The following is a 17,636-nucleotide window of genomic DNA, read 5'->3' as shown; positions in this document are numbered from 1 at the left end:
ATGAATAGGGAACAAACCATCGATCATTTGTTTGGTATTGCTGAGCAAACTAAACAGGTGCAAGCGGACCGCATTGAAATTGTGTTAGAAGAGAGAAATGACGTTCTCTTTCCACCTATGTCTAAGGCATTGATGGAAACACGCTCAGGTCTAACGCGTCGAAAACTGGATGAAGCCATTGGCCGAATGGAGGCCGAGGGGCATCAATTTACAAAAAACAACGCCAATCATTATTCGATTACGCTTGAAGAAGCCCATCAACTGATGTCTGCAGCTAAAATTCCTGCTTTCCATGAGAAAGCGGATCACAAGCGCAAACCTTGGGTTGTGAATGTACAAAACCAGAAAGGTGGTACGGGCAAGTCAATGACTGCCGTTCACATGGCGGCTTGTTTGGCGTTGAATTTGGAAAAGCGATACCGTATTTGTTTGATTGACCTTGACCCACAAGGCTCATTGCGTCTTTTCCTGAACCCTCAAATTTCATTTGCAGAGCAAGAAACGATTTATTCAGCTGTCGATGTGATGCTAGACAACGTGCCGGAAGGCACGGTGGTCGACAAAGACTTCTTGATGGATCAGGTAATCTTACCAACACAATATCCGAACCTAAAAACCATCGCCTCTTTCCCTGAAGACGCCATGTTTAATGCAGATGCGTGGCAGGACTTAGCGAATAACCAATCATTGGATATTGTGCAGTTGTTGAAAGAGAAGGTGATTGAACCCATCGAAGATGAGTTCGATATCATTATGATTGATACCGGTCCACATATCGATCCTCTCGTTTGGAATGCGATGTATGCTTCGAATGCGCTCATTATTCCTTGTGCAGCAAAGCGTTTGGACTGGGCATCGACCGTGAATTTCTTCCAACATCTACCGGCCGTCTATGAGATGTTTAATGACGATTGGCCTGGTTTGAAGTTCATTCGACTGATGCCAACCATGTTTGAAGACGACAACAAAAAGCAGATGTCGGTGTTAACTGAGATGAACTACCTACTTGGCGAACTGGTGATGATGGCGACGATTCCGCGTAGTCGGGCATTTGAAACCTGTGCCGATACCTACAGTACGGTGTTTGATCTCACGACTCAAGAATTTGAAGGTGGTAAGAAAACACTGATCAACGCACAGGAAGCGATTCAGCGCGCTGGATTAGAGCTGGAGCGAATACTTCATGGTCACTGGCAACTAATTAATGAGGGTGAATAATGGCAATCAAAACGTCTGATCTCAATGCCCGATTGTTTGGAAAGGCTAACAAGCGACGCGCGACTAGCCCTCAAGAAGCCCAAACAGCTGCGAAAGAAAAAGCCGCTGTCATTGAGCTAGCGGTTGCGGGTGAAGCCACTGTCTCATTCGAACTAGTCACGGTTGCGGCAGATGAGGTTGCGAGCAAAACGCGCGTCTTTGAAGAAAATGCCCGTGAACAAGCGTTTCTAACCGAGCACGCACTGGCGGATATTTTGATCACCTTGCAAGAGCGTGGTCAGCAGTTTCCTGCTGTCGGACGCTGGTGTGAAGATGGGACCATAGAAGTCTTGGATGGTAGCCGTCGTCGCATGGCATGTATTCATTCAAGTAAGCCATTCTTGGTTTATGTTGCGCATGGTATTACCACTAAGCATGCTAAGTTTCTTTCTGATGTCGCGAACGCGCATAAGCCGCTCTCACTTTATGAGCGCGGTAAAGAGATGCAAGCGATGTTGTCTCGTGGTGATGTGACCGATCAAAAAGAGCTCGCAAAAGTGTGTCAATGTAGTGAAGCGTTAGTGAGTGGCGCGCTAAAAGCGGCGGATCTGCCAATGGAACTCCTAATGGCATACCCAAGTGTCAGCGAGTTAGGTCGCCCCACCATTGTGAAGCTACATCGCTTGTTCTTCAACTTACCGCAGTCACAACAAACAGCGTTGATTTCGGCGTTGAATCAAGACGACAAACCGCTTTGGCAGACCAAGGCGATTCAAGGTCTGTCTCGTCTAACAAGAGAAGTGACCTTAGATATTGAAAATCGGGTTGCGAGTAGTGTCGAAACCAAACCGGCTAAGGCGTCAGCGCAAGAGTTGGTTAAAGGCAAAGTCTCTTATCAGCGCAACAAAGATAAGTTGACCATGAAGTTTAACCAGCTTGATGACGATAAAATGGCTGCGCTTTTAAAGCTGGTACAAGATTTTATCGAGAAGTAATGACCTTCAAAGCCGCTACTCAGTTAGCGGCTTTTTTATGCAGACTCCGCAGCTCATACCAAGCTTGCTTGAATTCATTTTCTATTCCTGACAAAGTGCCAGTCTATTGTTTCTGCACTCTGTCGGTAAATGCTATGCCATCAACCTTGTCGCTTCCGAATCAACTCGCTCAGTTACTTGAGCACTGCGATAAACACCATGTCCGTGGTGTCATAACCATTCAGCGTTCAACACTGCCCTCTTGGTTTGAGCCTCTTGCTTCTCTGTTTTCAACCGCCATGATGGTGTCGGATGATGACGCTTTACCGCTAAAAAAAGTCACGCATAAGCAGCTAAAGCACGCGCTCGGTAGTGACCTGGATTTTCTGTTGCTTGATTTTCGAGATGGTATCAATGCTAACGCGTTGGGGATCGCTAGCGGCTTGGTCAAGGGTGGAGGTATTCTGGTTCTTTGGTTATCAGAGCAGTTTCCTCATACTCCCTTTGAATTACACTTAGCCGCTTCGTTGCAGCGTGCGTTCTCCACGTTGTCTGTTGTCGGTGATGACATGGCATCTACCCCTTTGGCTAACCTGTCTGGTTACACACGTTATCAGGATGCATTAGGGTGTGGCAGTCACTGCCAATCAATAGCGGTTGAAGCAATTCAGCGTGTTGTCACCGGACACAGTAAGCGTCCATTAGTCATGACGGCTGATCGTGGCAGAGGAAAATCAACCGCACTCGGCATCGCGGCAGCGGAGCTGATGCAATCGGGAAAGCGACATATCTTGGTAACTGCACCGTCATTTTCGGCGGTTTCATCTTTGTTCGAGACAGTGGCACAACGGCTGTCGTTGCCCGACAGCAAGCAACTTGAATATCGGCAAAGTGTGCTCACCTTCATTGCGCCGGACCTAGTCGTGGAGACGTTGCCAGATGCGGATATGGTTGTGGTTGATGAAGCGGCAGCAATGCCCATCCCCATGTTGTTGACCATGGCCAAGCAATACCGACGCATGGTGTTTTCGACCACCACACATGGTTATGAAGGTTCAGGTCAAGGATTTGAACTCAAGTTCGTTCCCGCATTGAAAGCTATCTATCCCGAGTCTAAACGGATTACGTTGTCGTCTCCGATTCGTTGGTCAGCAGGCTGCCCTTTAGAGGCGTGGCTGTTTGATGCATTACTGCTTGATGCTGAGTCAAGCAAACCTGTCGATGACGGTACAGCGCTCAGTTATCACAAGCTTGACTCGCAGACGTTACTGGAATCCCCCCGCCTGCTGCGTGACTTGTTTGGTTTACTTATAGTGGCTCACTATCAAACATCACCAAGCGATTTGCAGCAACTTCTCGATGATGAAAGCACTGCGGTTTGGGTTGCCTCCAAAGATGATGTCATAGGCGGCGTTGCGCTTGTGAGTGAGGAAGGCCAGTTTGATCTTTCGCTTGCCCAAAAAGTGATTATAGGTGAGCGCCGCGTAAAAGGACATTTGCTGGCACAAAGTGTCGCAACGCACTGTGCTGACCCGCATGTGCTTACGCTGGGTGCAGTACGGATCATGCGAGTTGCTGTGGCTGGCTCCCTCAGAAGGCAGGGCGTTGGTCTTGGGTTGATTAATGCTGTGAGGTCCGCCTATCCGCAGCACTATCTTGGGACAAGCTTCGGTTGTAGTGGCGAGACGTTACCGTTTTGGTTAGCTGCGCAGTTCTTACCTCTTCGCCTCGGGGTTTCTCGAGATGCAGCCAGCGGTACATACTCCCTGCTTATGGTCTCTGCATCAGACTCACTTCCGCCATGGCTGCAGTTGGCTTCCGAGAGATTTCTGCCCACATTTGAACGTCAGTGCTTAGAGCAGTTTCAACGGCTTCCTCTTGATGTGGTTGTTCCATTGTTTACATCAGCCTTGAAGGAGCAAGCCCAGTCTAAATCTGATACGCAATTGCTGCTTGCTTACAGCCGGGGTGGCCTTGGTTATGATTTGATTGTTGATGTGTTATCTCGTTGGGTGAAGCAACAATTAGTGAATCGCGAAGCAATTTTTGACCCATCGTTTCAACGTCTGTTAAGAAAGTGCCTACTCAATCACAGTTGGGAAACCTTGCTGTCTGACAGAGATTTATTAAGTCGTAAAATGGTCGAAAAACAGTGGAGAGCCTTGATTGATACGCAGCTAAGTAGAGAGTGATTTACAGTGTAAATCTTCGTTTTTCTTTGTGCGACTCGCAGACATTGATCGCTTTCTCTTTGTGAGTTTCTGAATTCCGGTCATTCACAACTGCATTTTCTTTTCTTCACCTTAACTAATGAGAGATTGGTCAAAATTACAGCTGTAATGCATTGCATCTAGGCTCAACTTTGGGTTCTATAGACTAGAATTCTAGTCATAACTTGGGCTGGATATCACACTTTTCTTTTCACTCGGAGCAAACGTGGCACAACAATTGGTAATTCTCTCGCATGATGAGTCACAAGTCTTCTTACAGCCAGCAGCTTACAATCGTGAGCAGCATGGCCTCATTACGCTTGAAGATGTTTACTCATTGCTGAGTGCGTACCGCGTTCGAGATTATTACGTCAGTGAAACGCAGTTAGCTGATTTGCTCGCGACATTGCCAGACGACGTTGATAATTTGAACCGCTCTCCCGTCGTCATTGCTGAACGCCGTGATGCCAAAGTGTCTGTACGGGTTGATGAAGATGCCATGACCGCTTATGCGACGATAGTGGGCGGTTATGGTGGTGATGCAATCAATCTCGCCAAGTTAAGTAAAGCCCTCTCTGAAGCGAGTGTGACTGTCGGGATCAGTCAAAATCATATTGACGATTTAATTGAGCGTGGCAAGCGGTTGAAAGCGGGCGAAACGGTCTCTGATGCGATTGCCTTTGGCTCGCCTGCCGAGAATGGTAAGGATGCGAAGTTAGTTGCCTTGGTGCAAGATTGTGAGCAACGTGTATTACGACCAAGAGAGCGCGGTGATGGCACGGTAGATATGCGCGATCTTGGCGACGTCATCATGGTCCAGGAAGGGACGCCTGTCTTAAGAAAGCATCCAGCGACAAAAGGCAAGGACGGCATTACGATTAAGGGACGAGTGCTAAAGGCGAATGCAGGCAAAGATCGTAACTTTAAAGCAGGAAAAGGGACGGTTATTTCAGACAGCGATCCTATGGTGCTTCTGGCTGAACGTTCAGGCATTCCACATCTGAAAGATAATTCGGTTGAGATAGATGAAGCGCTATGTTTGAAGTCTGTGACGGTTGCTACGGGACACATTGTTTTTGATGGCAGTGTGGTGGTAAATGGTGACATCGCACAAGGGATGCGCGTCAAAGCGACAGGGACTGTAACTGTTGGTGGTTTTATCGAATCGGCGCGCGTTGAAGCTGGTGAAGATGTGGTTGTCGCCAACGGCATTATTGGTCGCAAAAGTGATGAGCTCAATTGCCATGTCATCGCGAAAGGGAAGATTTCGTCCAAGTTTGCACAGTATGCCAATCTGGATGCGGTTGGTGATATCAATCTTCAGCTTCACGCTCTGCACTGCGAGATACGCAGTGAGGCCAACTTGCATGTTGTTGACCCAACGAAGCGAAAAGGTACGTTGAATGGCGGTTTTGTTAAAGTCGGGGGCGCTGTTGAAGTCGTCAACCTTGGCGCTGCTGCCTCGACCCCAACCGAGGTTTGCGCCTTTGAAAACTTCGAGCGTTTACGTACACAGCGTACGCACCTAATCAAAGAACAAAAGTCCCAGTTGGATACACTTCAACGCGTGCTTGGCGCGGCGAAGAAAATGGCGGCTTTGCCCGTGAGCAAGCGACCTAAAGCAACCGTCGTTAAGTTAAAGCAAGCCAAGTCTGTATTATCGAAGCAGTTAAAACGGTTGCGTGATGCCATAGAAGAGTGTGATGCTCAGTTAACCTCCCAAGCGAGAAGTTCAACGGTGACGGCGATGAACCGTGTCTATTCAGGTGTGCAATGCACTGTGGCGGGAGAAGCGTTGAATATCATTGAGGAGCATGGTCCCTCCAAAGTGCGTTTCAATGGAAAGTCAGCTGAGATGCAACCAATCTAAGGGGCAAACACTTTCAAGTCGTTTATGATTGGACGCCTTGTCTAGGCTCGTCATCCATACTATGGCTTAGCGCCTTAATACTTCACCGCAGCGCTATGCGACCAAGAATGGAGATTCCGCTGAGTAAGCATCTGTGCTCGAGTACAACCTTGATTGGTTCAACCACCCTCTATTTTTATTCTGATACACTCTGAAATGACCTGCGATTTTGGTCATGCTAGCGTCTGTGCTACTATTTACACTGTAAATTTTCGATTGATGGTTCAAGATGTCTGATTCTTTGCTCTTCCACAAAACCTATTCACACGCTAACAGTAAAGAATGGGTTGTATTCGTTCATGGTGCAGGTGGTAGTTCCTCAATTTGGTTTAAGCAGATCCGCGCCTACAAAGAGCATTTCAATGTGCTGCTTCTCGATCTCCGTGGCCACGGTAAATCCAACAATATGTTGAAGGAGATGATCTCAAATCCGTACAGTTTTAAAGAAGTGACGACGGATATTGTCAAATTGCTAAATCACTTACGTATTCAAAAAGCGCATTTTGTGGGCATCTCGCTCGGCACTATTATTATTCGTAATTTAGCCGAACTCGCGCCCTCTCGGGTAAAGACAATGGTGTTAGGGGGAGCGATTACTCGCTTCAATACTCGCTCGCAAATATTGGTGCGCATTGGCGATCTGTGTAAGAGCTTTGTGCCTTACATGTGGCTCTACAGTTTGTTCGCCTACATCATTATGCCGCAGCGGAATCAGCGCGAGTCTCGACACCTTTTTGTACGTGAAGCAAAGAAACTGTGTCAGCAAGAATTTAAGCGTTGGTTTAAGCTAGCTGCAGAGGTCAATCCTTTGATGCGCTATTTCAAAGAGCGAGAGTTACCCATCCCAACCTTGTACTTGATGGGAGCAGAAGATTACATGTTCATTAAACCGGTGCGCGAAATGGTGGCGGTACATCAGAACAGTTATTTAACTGAGTTCGAAAACTGTGGCCACGTTTGCAATGTTGAGCGACCTGATGATTTCAACGAGCATTCGATTGCTTTCATCAAGAAATTCGCCGCATAACTTAATGTGGCTTATTTGAAAGTTAAACGCGACTCAAGGTCGCGTTTTTTATTGGCGAGGGTAAGTAGTGTGTCAAACTAGTCTGGAATGGCAGAACGAAAACTCGAACAATCCGCAATAAAATGTGCTTTAGGGTGTGTATCGAGAATGGCTTCGACTTTACTTGCTTGATCGCGACTTACATCGATAACAATGACGACTTCGCCACGATCGAGGTGTTGATTAAACAATCCCATAAAATAGCCATCAAACGAGTTTCCTGCGACTTTCACTAACCCTATTGTAACCAGCGCGATGGCAATGAGCAGCACAAGTGGCAGCATCATGAACGAACCAAATACATCGCTGAACAGGGTGAGCAAAATGACACCCAAACCCAACACACTTCCTCCCAATAGATAAGCTCGCTTACGTGCAGCGAGTATGTTGGTATCTTCTAATTGGTTGCTGCCATGTAAGTGATGGGTTTTCAGGCCTGATTCATCTCTGCTAATCACAAAAAAGTGGTGGTCATCGATACCATTTTGATGCACTTCATCTGAGATAACTTCGGCATCATCAAGATCTTGCGTTATGTAATAGAGTCGTTTCATAAGCTTGTCCCTTTTGGTGCCACACACTCAGTCTCACTTCGACTTACGTGTGTGAAGGCCATCTCGATCATGAGTGTGGCTATATACAAGGACAGTCGATAAACCTGAAAGCTTCAAGTTTATTGTTAAAAAAATGTAAACTCACTGGGTGTTTGATCGCCGCGAGGTATGATTTTGGCTGTAGGGCTCACCCTTTGTAGCTTTCTTTGTCGATATTATGCTTTTTCAATTTGTCATAGAGGGTTTTTCGCGCCAACCCTAACTCTTCTTGAACATCTTTCAATCGGCCCTGATGGCGCTGTAGCGCATCAGACAAAATGTTGTTTTCAAACTGCAACACCATATCGGCGAGATGAAGACGATGGCCTTGCTCTTCAGGGGAGTTGATTTTCAAGCCTTGTCCAAGCAAGACAAAACGCTCAGCTACGGCTCTCAACTCTTGCACGTTACCAGGCCACGTATAGTGGAACAGCGTATTCCGTTCGTCATCGGTGAGCTTAGGCTGGGTGATACCGAAACGGGATGCCGCATTACGGCAGAAATTATTGAACAGTAAATCGATATCCGCCTTACGCTGCACTAGCGTCGGCATGTGAAGTGTAATCATGCTTAGGCGAAGGTAGAGAGAGGATAGAAAATTGTCACTGTTTGCAAGCCATTGAGGCGACTGCACTGAGCTGGCAACAACACGGATATGCGTGGGTTTGTGGGCTAACCAATCCACTAGCGCTGTCTGCTGTTTAAAAGTTTCAACCTGCTCTAAATAGAACAGATTGGGTTCAAATGTTGGGATCGCATTGGCTTGGGCGATAAGTTGTTCTATGTCCGTGTATTGGCATGAGATGGAATGAAAACGGCCGGGATCGGTTTGTAAGAAACGTGCCGCAAGTTTTTTCCCGGCGCCGCTCTCTCCGCAGATCAAGAGATCATGTGGCTGGGCTTTTTGGTGAGCGAGCACGCGACGAATCTGTTGGATTTCATCGGTATTTCCTAATAGGCGAGGACCGGGTTGAGATTGCAGATCCAGCTCTTGACGCAGGTCGCGATTCTCGAGGATTAAGCGACGCTTATCGAGACCTCGACGGATGACATCAATTAAGTGGGACGTTGAAAAAGGCTTCTCTATGAAATCGTAAGCGCCTTCGCGCATCGCTTCGACTGCAGTTGAGATATCCCCGTGTCCTGTCAGCATCACGACTTGCAGCTCATTATCAATCTGTAGGGTGCGTTGCAGTACTTCAATGCCATTCATGAGTGGCATGTTGATATCCGTGATGATGATGCCGGGAAAGGTTGCGTCGAGCTGTTGTAACGCGTCTCGACCACTCGCAAAACACGCGACGCGCAAATCTTCTAGCTCAATGGTTTGCTGAACGGCATCGCGAATGCTTCGCTCATCATCAATGAAAATGACATCAACGCTCATCGTGTCTCCTCTTTAGAAAGTGGTATCCGAAGATGAAAACAGGCGCCACCAGACGTATGCTGAGAGACGCTAATGGCACCGCCAAAATCTTCGATGATACGTTTGGAAATCGTTAACCCCAGTCCTAGCCCGTCCGGTTTCGAGGTATAGAAAGGATCAAATATCTGACGCGGATTTTCAACGCCATCACCGTTGTCCCAGACTTGAATTTCCATCCAATCTTGATGGCGTATCGGGGTAATACCGATACGCGGAGATGGATGTGATGCAAGCGCCTGCGCGGCGTTAGTAAGTAAATTGATGATGATCTGTTCTAACTGTACTGCGTCGATGTTGACGATGTCGCGCGTATCCGTGGCATCAAGCTTAACGACAATGCCCGCTTTGAGTAAACGTGCATTGACGATGCTAATCGCGGAATGCAGTGCAGACTCGACATCACAAAGACCTTGGTGGCTGCCGTCTTGCTTACGGGCAAAGACTTTTAAGCGCGCGATGATCTCTGTGATCATTTCATTTAGCTCAACGATTTGCGCCAAGTTATTGCCGACATGGTTGAGGTTGCCTTTGTCTAAGAAGCGTTGTGCATTTTCTGCATAGGTGCGAATCGCAGCGAGCGGCTGGTTAATCTCGTGATTAATGCTGGCGGAGAGTTCACCTAACATGGCGAGTTTGGCGGCTTGTATGAGCTCCCGTTCTGTCTGCTTAAGGGCGTGTTGGCTATGTTCATATTGCCTGAGTGTCTCTCGTAACTGTTGGTTGCTGAGTTGAAGCTTGTCGGTGCGTTCACGCACAAGGTGTTCTAGGCGAGAGTTAAGGCGCGATAGCTTCTGCTTTGTTGAGTATGTTTCAAACCATGAGGCGGCCGCTAAGCAAATAAGAAGATAAAACACCATGAAAATGACAATGGCTTGACCGACAACTTGCCAAGCATTGGTAACGGGCGAAACGCCAAATATTTGCCAACCTATCTGAGGCATCGGGAAAGACTGACTGATATGTCTGGAGATACCCGATTCGTTATCTCTCAAGGCCAATAATGGGCTTTGCAGTGCATCTAGGTGCGTGGCTTGAGTTAACGGTAGCAAGCCCGGCCTGCCATATTGGCGCGAATCAATGATGGACTGTTTTGTTGTTTCGTCGAGCGTCAATAATGAATGGTAGAGATATTCAGGTTTGGAGCTGTAAAACACCACCCCGTTCTGGTCAACAATCAAGTAATCAGAAGTTTGATAACGCCAAAGCTCCTCAACGGCGCTCAGATCAACTTTGATCACTAATACGCCCAATGCGACACCTTGGCGTCGAATCGGGGCTGAGAAATAGTAGCCTCGACGGTTAGATTGAATACCTAATGCAAAGTACTGACCGCGTTCATCTGACATCGCTTGTTGAAAGTACGGACGAAACTGAAAGTTGTGACCAACAAAAGAGGTGTCTTCTCGGCTGTTACTGGCAGCGAGCGTTAATCCGTTATGATCGATAAGGTAAATCACGTCGGCTTCAAGCGTCTGTTGCCACTTATAGAGCAGCTCATTGGTACTTGAAGGGTTAAATGGGGCGGTAAGAAAACGTTGCAGGCGAGGATCGCTCGCCAACAATACTGGGAGCTGGCTGAACCGTTCTAACTCATTGCTTAACGTTTCGCTGAGTTGGGTAATGTCTTGATTGAGGCGATTGGCAATGTGGTTCGTCGCTTGCTGATAAGCGACGATGCCAATTAACGCTGTCATAAATACGCCAAGTAAAACCGCGAACCCGGTCAGCGATCGTTTTATTGTCACGAGAGTTAGTCCTACGCATCCTGCGAAATGTCCTTTGTTATGGGTAGGTTATCAAAATGTAGGCAATAAAACCTTGAAAAAGCCGACATTCCTGTGATGACAATGACTTGCAGTTGTTGCACGGAGAGCGCACAATCACTGCTTGGTCATAGCTCTACAAGATTGAGGAGAAGAAGAATGGATTTGGCTGATATGCGTCGTGATTACACCCGAGGTGGATTGCGTCGTGAAGACTTACCTGATGCGCCACTACCCTTGTTTGAAACGTGGTTGAAACAGGCGGTAGAGGCGAATTTGCCGGATCCCACCGCGATGACGGTTGCGACCGTATCCGAGTCAGGTATGCCATATCAACGCATTGTTCTACTCAAGAACGTCGATGAAGCGGGATTTGTGTTCTACACCAACCTCGGCAGTCGTAAGGCGCAGCACCTAGAGCAAAACAAACACATCAGTTTGCACTTCCCTTGGCATCCGCTTGAGCGTCAGGTTCATATCACAGGTGTTGTAGAACCGTTATCCAAGCTGGACGTTTTAAAGTACTTTTCATCACGCCCGAAAGAGAGCCAAGTTGCGGCATGGGCGAGCAAGCAGAGTTCTCGATTGTCTGCGCGTTCTGCATTGGAAGGAAAGTTTTTCGAGCTCAAGCAAAAGTTTGCGAAGGGTGAAGTGCCTGTACCGACCTTTTGGGGCGGCTATCGCGTGGTGCCGCAGAGTATTGAGTTCTGGCAAGGTGGCGCTCACCGGTTGCATGATCGGTTTTTATTCACTCGCGAAGAGCAAGATCAATGGTCGATTGAACGTTTGGCACCTTAAATGAAGGGCTGTTCTGTTCTAAAAAACGCGCTGAATAAAGGCGCGTTTTTTGTTTTATGGTCACTTAAAATGAATGATATCGGTGCGCAACTGCCCTTGGTTTCGCTATCAAAGTATGAAAATTTGACAATTTAAAAGTAGGTTGGATGTTTTTCAAGTGATTACACTGCTGAATTAATTGGCTGGTTTAGGTTTTAATTTCCCTGTAAGTACCCAATTGTTGGCGAAAATTCAAACTTATTATCTTTTTGCATTATTATGCGTTTTTGGTGTGACATTAATCAAGTATTTTCTAGTGGAAAATAAAATATCAATTACTTAGTAAGTCGGTATCGCTGTTTTTTGATCTGAATCAAACCTGAGGCAGTAGGTGTTTTTTAGGGTATTGGCAGTTTAATTGATAACAGGGAGTAATAATATGAATGGTTATTACCAAAGCGTACTCACTCACGTATTGGCAAAAGGACGCCAAACTCGCCGGAAAGTAACTTCGCGTTCCTTACCGCGCTCTTCCTCCTTTGGCTTTGCCAGAGCACGCTGACGACCATAAGCGATACCACGTAAACTTGTCATCAATTGAAGCCCGCGCAAGCGGGCTTTCTTTCCCCTCGAATACTCTTGACTGAACTACGCAAATCCCCAACTGCGTAGCCATGCCAAGCCAGCACTGATCGTGAATGCAAAGAAGAGGGTAGTGATAGCGATAATGTTGGCAGCGAGGCGATCATCGGCTTTCATTGCTTTGGCCATGATGTAACTCGCCGCCGCAGTGGGGCTTGCGCTCATAAAGAAGATAAGTCCCAATGCCGCGTCACGGAAACCAAGCACAATGGCGCTCGTGACGATGATGAACGGAACGATGATCAAGCGTGAAAGTGTGGCGATCAAAGCGGGCGTTGGTGTTGACCTCAGTTGTTTAAAGTCCAGACTCGCCCCAGTACACAGTAAAGCGAGTGGTAGGGTCATGTCAGCAAAATACTGACCACTGATCAATACGACCTCTGGCATCGGAAGATCAAGGATAGTTAAACAACTGGCCGCAAGTATGGTGAGGATCAATGGATTTTTGCCCAGTGTCTTGATCATTGTTCCGGTGTTTTGTTGGGATCCTCGTGGGGTTAGGCTGATCACGGCGAGTACATTGTAGAGTAAGGTGATTGCCGCGACATAAAACGCACTTGCGGCAATACCCGCTTCCCCGTAGGCATTGGCCATCAGCGCAATACCAATAATGCCCGTGTTTGCCCTAAACGCGCCTTGCACAACGACGCTGGTTGTGGCGAAGGGGTACGGTGAATATCGAGCGATAAACATCAATACTAGCCAGCAAGCAAAGTTGGCAGCGACGGCAAAGCCCAAAATAGTGGCATGGTCACTGATATTCAAATCAGCATTAATGATGCTGAGAAACAACATCGCAGGCAGTGTCAGGTTGAAAACCAGCTTGGAGCCAGTATCAACGAAGGCTGTGTTGATGATTTGCAGCCGCTTTAAGACGACCCCCAGCACGAGCATAAGAAAAATAGGGGAGGTGATGCGGAGTGCTTCGCTGAGATTGGAAAAGAATATGGCCACACGGGATCCTAAGGAACAATGATCAAGTGCTTATCGGAACAATGATCAAATAAATTGATGAATGCATGATCATGGCAATTTCTCATTGATGAGACCATGACTTTTGATAATAAAAGTGTTTCTAATGTTTTAATTATTGATTATTAAAAGATTTTTGGGGTTGTTTTTGCCGTCACTCTTCACGTGATGCACTCAAAATTGAAATGACATCGCACGTAATTTTGTCGGGCTTGATCATCGTTCCGATAGTGGCGTCTAGGCTTATATCGGACGGAAGTGGTACCTGAAAAACTGAAAAATGAGCTCATGCGCAAAAAATAGAGCAAATTCCACTACAAAATATATCCCGACCATTAACTTTGAAATAACATACGCCCAGTTTGCATGATAGGAATAAGGAAAATCATGATAAAGGCAGAAGATTATTTTGTGGATGGCTGGCTAGATCAGTCACGTCAAACACTGTGGGAGAAGATATCTCCATTATATGCCGTTGATGAATCTGCATGGATCGCACAGTTGATCCCTTTTGCCCGGAACGATGATCAAGAAGGTCAATTGATCGGAGAGCGGGCACTGGCGTTGATCAACCAAGTCCGTGCTGATAAAGATGCGGTGCATATGATTGATGCGCTGTTAATGGAGTACAGTCTCGACACCGATGAAGGTGTGTTATTGATGTGTCTTGCAGAGGCACTGATGCGTATTCCTGATCAGTTTACCGCCGATGCGTTTATCCGTGACAAACTGAGTGTGGCCGATTGGCAAGCGCATTTAAAAAACTCTAAGTCGGTTTTTGTTAACGCCTCAACGTGGGGCTTACTGCTTACGGGTAAAGTGACCAGCTTCGGCGTGCCGGACAATCCGAGCAATGTGCTGAAGAAGATGGTTAATAAGCTATCTGAGCCGGTTATTCGTAAAGCGATGCAGCAAGCGATGCAGATCATGGGGTTCCAGTTTGTTTTGGGACGCAGCATCGAAGAGGCGATGAAAAAGGGTGAGGATAACTTTAAACAAGGTAACAGTTATTCTTTCGATATGTTGGGCGAAGCAGCCTTGACGCGTGATGATGCGGCGAAGTATTTAGCCGACTATCGCAAAGCCATTGATGCGGTAGGCGCGACCCAGCAAGATCGCAACTATCCGCCGTCGGTCTCCATCAAGCTATCAGCGCTTTACCCTCGCTATGAAGCAAGTAACTACAACAATGTGATGACGGAAATGTATCAAACATTGTTGGCCTTGCTGATTTACGCCCGTGATCGTGGCGTGGCAATCACCGTGGATGCAGAAGAAGCGGATCGCTTAGAAATTTCACTGCAGCTGTTTGAAAAGCTATTACTCAGTGATGCGTTAAAAGGTTGGGGTGGTTTTGGTCTCGTTGTACAAGCCTACTCCAAACGCGCATTGTCTGTCTTAGCTTGGTTAACCAAACTGAGTGAAGATGCCGGTGTGATCATTCCTGTTCGTCTCGTAAAAGGGGCTTATTGGGACAGTGAAATTAAGCATTGCCAACAGCTTGGTTTGCAAGGGTATCCTGTTTATACCCGCAAGGAGTCAACCGATGTTGCTTACTTAGCGTGTGCGCGTTTCTTGTTCTCTGCATCTGTCATTGGTCGTATCTATCCGCAGTTTGCCAGCCACAATGCGCATACGGTGACTGCGATCGCGACCATGGCACCGGAAACGGCCGGCTTTGAGTTCCAGCGACTGCATGGTATGGGTGACGCGCTGTATAAACATGTCACTGCCACACACGGTAAACCGGTACGTATTTATGCGCCTGTGGGTAGTCACAAGGACTTGCTGCCTTACCTTGTCCGTCGCCTCTTGGAAAATGGCGCGAATAGCTCCTTTGTACATCGCTTAGTTGACGCGCGTTGTCCAGCAGAATCCTTGGTTGAGCATCCCGTTGATACGCTACAAGGGCGCGAAACCTTACACCACCCAGCCATTGTTCTACCACCAGCAATCTTTGGTGAGAATCGTAAGAACAGTCGAGGGTTCAACGTTCAAATTCACAGTGATTACACGCCGCTTGCTCATGCGATTCAGTCTTTCCGAGCGCATCAATGGCAGGGAGCCTCGATCGTTAATGGCCAAGCGGCCACTGGCGATGCAACCTCTGTGACTGCGCCTTATCTGCGTACTGAAAAAGTGGGTGACGTTGTCTTCGGATCCGCTGCGGTGATGGCCTCTGCGGTAGACGTTGCACAGGCTGGCTTTGCCGCTTGGTCTGAGCGGCCTGTTAGCGAGCGCGCGGCGTGTTTGCGTAAGATTGGCGATCTCCTTGAACAGCATCACGGTGAGTTGATCAGTCTTTGCCATCGTGAAGCGGGTAAAACAATGCAAGACAGCGTTGATGAGATCCGTGAAGCGGTTGATTTCTGCCATTACTATGCGACGCAAGCTGAAGCTTTGATGGCTAACCCAAAAGCCGTGAAAGGCTTAGAAGGCGCTGAACAGCTTTTGCGCTATCAAGCCAAAGGTATCGTGCTGTGTATTAGCCCGTGGAACTTTCCGTTAGCGATCTTCTTGGGGCAGATTGCGGCGGCATTAGTCACAGGTAACACGGTAGTTGCCAAACCTGCCCCGCAAACAAGCCTGATTGCTGTGCGTTGTATTGAGTTGATGCTTGACGCGGGTGTGCCTGCTGATGTCATTCAGTTGGTATTAGGGGGTGGCGATGTAGTAGGTGATTTAGTCGCTAACGATGATCGTATCAAAGGCGTCGTCTTCACAGGCTCAACAGCGACTGCGAAGTTGATTCAATCACAAATTGCCCGTCGTGATGCGCCGGCACTGTTTATCGCAGAGACCGGTGGTCTTAATGCCATGGTGGTAGACAGTACTGCATTGCCTGAGCAAGTGGTACGCGATGTGATTCGCTCTGCGTTTGCGTCGGCAGGACAACGTTGTTCGGCACTGCGAGTGTTATTTGTGCAGCAAGAAATAGCGCCGCGCATTGTGGGTTTAATTAAAGGCGCCATGGCAGAGCTACAAATCGGTGACCCAAATCACTTGGTGACGGATGTCGGTCCTGTGATAGATGATACTGCAAAGCAGCGCTTGCAAGCGCATATCACCGAACACAAAGACAAGGTGCTTTACCAATCTGTTTTGTCTCCTGAGTGTGATGGGGGGGACTTTGTTGCGCCAACCATGATTTCTCTTGATGCTATTCAGCAGTTATCTGAGGAAAAGTTCGGTCCTATTTTGCATGTGATCAGCTTCGATGCGCAGCAACTTGAAGAGGTGATTGGTGGCATCAATCAGACGGGGTACGGTTTGACGTTAGGTGTGCATAGCCGTAACGAGCGTACCTATCAAACCATTGAAGAGAAAACCCACGTCGGTAACTGCTATATCAACCGCGATCAGGTCGGTGCCGTGGTTGGCGTCCAGCCGTTTGGCGGACATGGTTTGTCCGGCACTGGCCCTAAAGCAGGTGGCCCACACTATTTGACGCAGTTTGTTGATGCCGTTCTAGGAGGCGAATAATGGAAAATGCACTTTGGTCTCAATGGCACCTTGAAGCACGCTTGAGTGCACTATCAAGCTGGGCTGAACAACATGGTTTGCTGGCGTTGTTGCAACAAGATTGCGAACAGGCATTGACGCGAATGATGGAGCCTGAATTATTGGTGGGGCCGACAGGGGAAGCCAATGAGCTTTATCTCGTCCCTCGTGGAGTGTTTATCGCTTCGCAAACCACAGGGGAAGCAGAAACGCAGGCATTGCGCGCATTGATTGGACGAGCGCTATTGGCGGGCAACCGTATTCAGTTGGACAGTTCTGTGAATGAGCATCTAGCAGGAGAGCTTTTGGCGCTGGGCTTTCAGTTGCCGGAAGGCACTTTGGTTTCTGTGCCGGATGCGCGTATCGGTGCCGAACATGCGGGGGTGATTGCTGTTGGAGACATGGCGCATCAACAAACATGGCAACGCAGTATTGCTGCGCTGTCGGGCGCCATCGTGCCTGTTATTGCGAGTCATGGTCAAGATACCGCCGTCATCGATCCTATGACCGCATTACAGTGGGTGCATGAGCGCACGCGTACCAACAACGTGACCGCCATCGGAGGGAATGCGAGTCTACTTGCGTTAAATGATTGATTGAAAATAG

The 17,636-nt window shown here is 47.8% G+C and carries 13 protein-coding genes; 8 read left to right on the top strand and 5 right to left on the bottom strand.

Annotated features, from left to right (window positions below; translation table 11 throughout):
* The 5 genes from TSUB_RS24805 (at position 1) to TSUB_RS24785 (ending at position 7,317) form a co-directional block, all read left to right on the top strand.
* On the top strand, positions 1 to 1,218 hold the full coding sequence (locus TSUB_RS24805; protein ID WP_087025421.1) for an AAA family ATPase: 1,218 nt from the start codon (positions 1 to 3) through the stop codon (positions 1,216 to 1,218).
* Positions 1,218 to 2,192, top strand: coding sequence for a ParB/RepB/Spo0J family partition protein (locus tag TSUB_RS24800; RefSeq protein WP_087025424.1), 975 nt, complete (start codon positions 1,218 to 1,220; stop codon positions 2,190 to 2,192). Before TSUB_RS24805 ends, TSUB_RS24800 begins: the two co-directional genes overlap by 1 nt.
* Before the next feature lie 134 nt (positions 2,193 to 2,326).
* Entirely contained in the window at positions 2,327 to 4,363 is a 2,037-nt protein-coding gene (locus tag TSUB_RS24795) for a tRNA(Met) cytidine acetyltransferase TmcA domain-containing protein (RefSeq protein WP_159065025.1), read from the top strand.
* Between the two features lie 244 nt (positions 4,364 to 4,607).
* On the top strand, positions 4,608 to 6,251 hold the full coding sequence (locus TSUB_RS24790; protein ID WP_087025430.1) for a DUF342 domain-containing protein: 1,644 nt from the start codon (positions 4,608 to 4,610) through the stop codon (positions 6,249 to 6,251).
* A gap of 268 nt (positions 6,252 to 6,519) precedes the next feature.
* Positions 6,520 to 7,317, top strand: a complete 798-nt coding sequence (locus TSUB_RS24785; protein WP_087025433.1) for an alpha/beta fold hydrolase — start codon at positions 6,520 to 6,522, stop codon at positions 7,315 to 7,317.
* Positions 7,318 to 7,394: 77 nt separating this feature from the next.
* Here TSUB_RS24785 and TSUB_RS24780 read toward each other — a convergent pair whose 3' ends face one another.
* The 3 genes from TSUB_RS24780 to TSUB_RS24770 all read right to left on the bottom strand — a co-directional run bounded on the left by TSUB_RS24780 (position 7,395) and on the right by TSUB_RS24770 (position 11,120).
* On the bottom strand, positions 7,395 to 7,910 hold the full coding sequence (locus TSUB_RS24780) for a hypothetical protein (protein ID WP_087025436.1): 516 nt from the start codon (positions 7,908 to 7,910) through the stop codon (positions 7,395 to 7,397).
* A 187-nt stretch (positions 7,911 to 8,097) separates the two neighbouring features.
* A complete protein-coding gene (locus TSUB_RS24775) occupies positions 8,098 to 9,336 on the bottom strand; it encodes a sigma-54-dependent transcriptional regulator (RefSeq protein ID WP_087025439.1) in 1,239 nt (412 codons plus the stop codon).
* Positions 9,333 to 11,120, bottom strand: a complete 1,788-nt coding sequence (locus TSUB_RS24770) for a sensor histidine kinase (protein ID WP_246616500.1) — start codon at positions 11,118 to 11,120, stop codon at positions 9,333 to 9,335. Before TSUB_RS24770 ends, TSUB_RS24775 begins: the two co-directional genes overlap by 4 nt.
* 177 nt (positions 11,121 to 11,297) lie before the next feature.
* Between TSUB_RS24770 and pdxH the strand changes: the two genes are divergently transcribed.
* On the top strand, positions 11,298 to 11,936 hold the full coding sequence (pdxH, locus tag TSUB_RS24765; RefSeq protein WP_087025444.1) for a pyridoxamine 5'-phosphate oxidase: 639 nt from the start codon (positions 11,298 to 11,300) through the stop codon (positions 11,934 to 11,936).
* Positions 11,937 to 12,383: 447 nt separating this feature from the next.
* Here the strand turns inward: pdxH and TSUB_RS25235 are convergent, their stop codons facing one another.
* On the bottom strand, positions 12,384 to 12,509 hold the full coding sequence (locus TSUB_RS25235) for a hypothetical protein (RefSeq protein WP_281422939.1): 126 nt from the start codon (positions 12,507 to 12,509) through the stop codon (positions 12,384 to 12,386).
* 54 nt (positions 12,510 to 12,563) lie between these two features.
* Complete coding sequence (locus tag TSUB_RS24760; RefSeq protein ID WP_087025462.1) at positions 12,564 to 13,451, bottom strand: AEC family transporter; 888 nt, start codon at positions 13,449 to 13,451, stop codon at positions 12,564 to 12,566.
* Between the two features lie 465 nt (positions 13,452 to 13,916).
* Between TSUB_RS24760 and putA the strand changes: the two genes are divergently transcribed.
* Positions 13,917 to 17,012, top strand: a complete 3,096-nt coding sequence (gene putA / locus TSUB_RS24755; RefSeq protein WP_087025447.1) for a bifunctional proline dehydrogenase/L-glutamate gamma-semialdehyde dehydrogenase PutA — start codon at positions 13,917 to 13,919, stop codon at positions 17,010 to 17,012.
* Positions 17,012 to 17,626 carry a hypothetical protein gene (locus tag TSUB_RS24750; RefSeq protein ID WP_087025450.1) on the top strand — a complete coding sequence of 205 codons (615 nt, stop codon included), beginning with the start codon at positions 17,012 to 17,014 and terminating at the stop codon, positions 17,624 to 17,626. The genes putA and TSUB_RS24750 overlap by 1 nt, the downstream gene beginning before the upstream one ends.
* Positions 17,627 to 17,636 lie beyond the last annotated feature (10 nt).

It is taken from the genome of Thaumasiovibrio subtropicus (genome assembly GCF_019703835.1).
GTDB lineage: Bacteria > Pseudomonadota > Gammaproteobacteria > Enterobacterales > Vibrionaceae > Thaumasiovibrio > Thaumasiovibrio subtropicus.
This window is presented reverse-complemented; position numbering and strand designations above follow the sequence as displayed.